The organism is Dolichospermum sp. LEGE 00246, from assembly GCF_015207865.1.
Lineage (GTDB): Bacteria > Cyanobacteriota > Cyanobacteriia > Cyanobacteriales > Nostocaceae > Dolichospermum > Dolichospermum heterosporum.
Window position 1 is genome coordinate 1 of sequence record NZ_JADEWA010000611.1, and the last position, 2,562, is coordinate 2,562.

Here is a 2,562-nt window from a genome sequence, read left to right on the forward strand (position 1 = left end):
GATGCTATTTTTGGTGTTTTTCTTTTTTGCCAATGTATTTTCTCGATAATATGTTATTTTTTATTCTCAATTTTATTTCTTGCCTATGTAATTCCACTCCTGTGACAGTTGGGGTGCGGAATGTGGGCTCTAAGAGGTTGTTTGAAAAGTATTAAATGAAACCGATAATCTCCAAAAACCTAACCCCCCTGCCCCCCTTCCCTACGTTAGCGCAGCGTGCCGGTTAGTAACTTCAGGAATACCAGATGTGAGATGAGAATAGGGTTTTTTGTCATCACCACCTAATACTAAGGTAGGAAAAACCGTCGTAATTTTGGGAAAAATAGCTAACTTTTCGATTTGATGTAAACAATCATATTTAGAACGGATATAATCTGTACCGATTTCTCCGGCTTCTTTGAGTGGTTTGTTTTCGTTATTTAAAACACTGGCTGTGGAAAAATAAATTACCTGTTCACATCTTTCGGGATTTAGCAGATTCATTAATTCTAAGTAGGTGGGCGGAGGAAAATCAAAATATATTTCGTTTTTTGAAATGGCTAAAACGCAACGACAATAACCCATCGAGGTGAATTTACATATCGTTACACATTTTGGTTATTTCACGTCCACCTACTTATTAGCAGAAGGTAAATGGAAAGAAGCAGATGAGGAAACAAAACGAGTAATGTTAGCAGTAGCAAAAGTGAAAAAATCAGATTTTGAAAGTGAGGAAAATTGGCTGAAGTATATTAGTTTAGATTATGAAAGTATTGATAATTTTCCCTGTGAAGACCTCCGCAGTATTGACTGGTTATGGGTAAAATATAGTAATGGTAAATTTGGCTTTTCTGTGCAGAAACGGATTTATCAAGGTTTGGGTGGAACAGAAGAGTTTGATTATAAAATCTGGGATGCTTTTGCCGATAGGGTAGGATGGATAAATGGGAAGATATACCAAGGTTTTTTATACCACAGTGATGTTTCTTCTTATAATATAAAAAAAGCACCAGAAGGTCGCCTCCCTCACTTAGTGGTCGGTGGGTATCATTGTCCCCGTGGGTTGGTGTGTTCTCTCGCGTCGAGACTTGTGGACTGTAAAATCTAAAGATTACAGAAAAATATTTAGTCAGAATCAGGACTTAAGGATGTACAGGATGTTACTGTTAACCTATTCAAAAATAACAGAAATTTCTCTCTGTGTCCTCTGTGCCTCTGTGGTTCGTTATTTCCTCATCTGCGGTTAATAAAAATCAGGTGGGCAAAAAACCCACCCGAAAAACTAGACCAAAGCGTTGAGATTTTTGGCAGTTTCAAAGAAGAAAGCGACGTTTTCTTCTGGTGTTTCGGGGAGGACACCATGACCGAGATTGAGGATATGTCCCCAGTTACCAGCTTTGCGAACGGTGTCCAAAACGCGATCGCGGATAAATTCCTTAGAACCAAATAATACACCCGGATCAAGATTACCCTGTACTTTGACGTGCTTACCTAATCTAGCTCTGGCATCTGCCATATCTACTGCCCAGTCTACAGTAATGATATCTGCACCAGAAGCAGGCATTCTTTCCAAAAGTCCGGCACTACCTGTCACCAACAAAATTAATGGTGTGTCAGGATGAGTGGCTTTTACCTTCTGAAACACCATTTTTTGATAAGGTAGAGCAAAGGTATCATAATCTTGAGGGCTTAATTGTCCTGCCCAAGAATCGAACATCTGTACTACTTGAGCGCCACAATCAATTTGATAGCGGACATAATCAGCTATAGAATCAGCTAATTTAGTGAGTAGCTGATGGAGAATTGTCGGATCTGAGAAAGCCATGTTTTTGATGATGGAATAGGTTTTAGAACCCTTACCTTCCACCGCATAAGCTGCTAAAGTCCAAGGTGCGCCGACAAAGCCTAACACCGTTGATTGATTACCCACTTCCTGCCGTAATGCTTGCAAAATCGTTTTGATAAACGGCAGTGCTGTTTCTGGATCTAAGGAATGCAGTTGATCAACTTGTTGTTTAGTGCGTATGGGCGAATAAATAATCGGTCCCTTTCCTTCCGCAATATCCATATCAATCCCCATTCCTGGTAAGGGGGTGACAATATCGGAAAACAAAATTACTCCATCGGGTTGAAACGCTCTCCAGGGTTGGAGGGAAACTTCGATCGCCACTTCGGGAATTTCTGAGCGATCGCGGAATGAAGGATATTTATCCCGTAAATCCCGGTAAGCTTTCATGTAGCGTCCCGCTTGTCGCATCATCCATACAGGGGGACGATCTACTTGTTCACCACGAGCAGCCCGAAGGAGGAGAGGAGCCGTTAAGGAAACACCCATTTAACACTTCGTCCTAAGTCACTTTTATATTTCACCATTTAGCTTACCATCCTCAGATTCCTCTTGATCTACCTATCTATACAGGTCTTAAGGTTGCTTGACTTAACTTAATAAAACGTTATGTTTTTCCTGGTGAATGGAGAAAAGAATCAAGTCAATGGCTGAATAAGCTAGTAGTTCGTCAAATTTATTTTGATAGGTAATGTCTTCCCTCCCCTGCCTCCCCTACCTCTGTCTGTTATACACAT

The 2,562-nt window shown here is 40.6% G+C and carries 2 protein-coding genes and 1 pseudogene; 1 reads left to right on the top strand and 2 read right to left on the bottom strand.

Annotated elements, in window-relative coordinates; genetic code table 11:
• Nucleotides 1-225: 225 nt before the first annotated feature.
• Nucleotides 226-495, bottom strand: a pseudogene (locus IQ228_RS24640) (NAD(P)-dependent oxidoreductase); the annotation flags it as partial.
• Between the two features lie 73 nt (nucleotides 496-568).
• Between IQ228_RS24640 and IQ228_RS24645 the strand changes: the two are divergent.
• Nucleotides 569-1,087, top strand: coding sequence for a GUN4 domain-containing protein (locus tag IQ228_RS24645; protein WP_051424382.1), 519 nt, complete (start codon nucleotides 569-571; stop codon nucleotides 1,085-1,087).
• A gap of 174 nt (nucleotides 1,088-1,261) precedes the next feature.
• On the opposite strand, the gene hemE is transcribed toward IQ228_RS24645, so the two are convergent.
• Nucleotides 1,262-2,314, bottom strand: coding sequence for a uroporphyrinogen decarboxylase (hemE, locus tag IQ228_RS24650; protein ID WP_027403426.1), 1,053 nt, complete (start codon nucleotides 2,312-2,314; stop codon nucleotides 1,262-1,264).
• Between the last annotated feature and the right edge of the window lie 248 nt (nucleotides 2,315-2,562).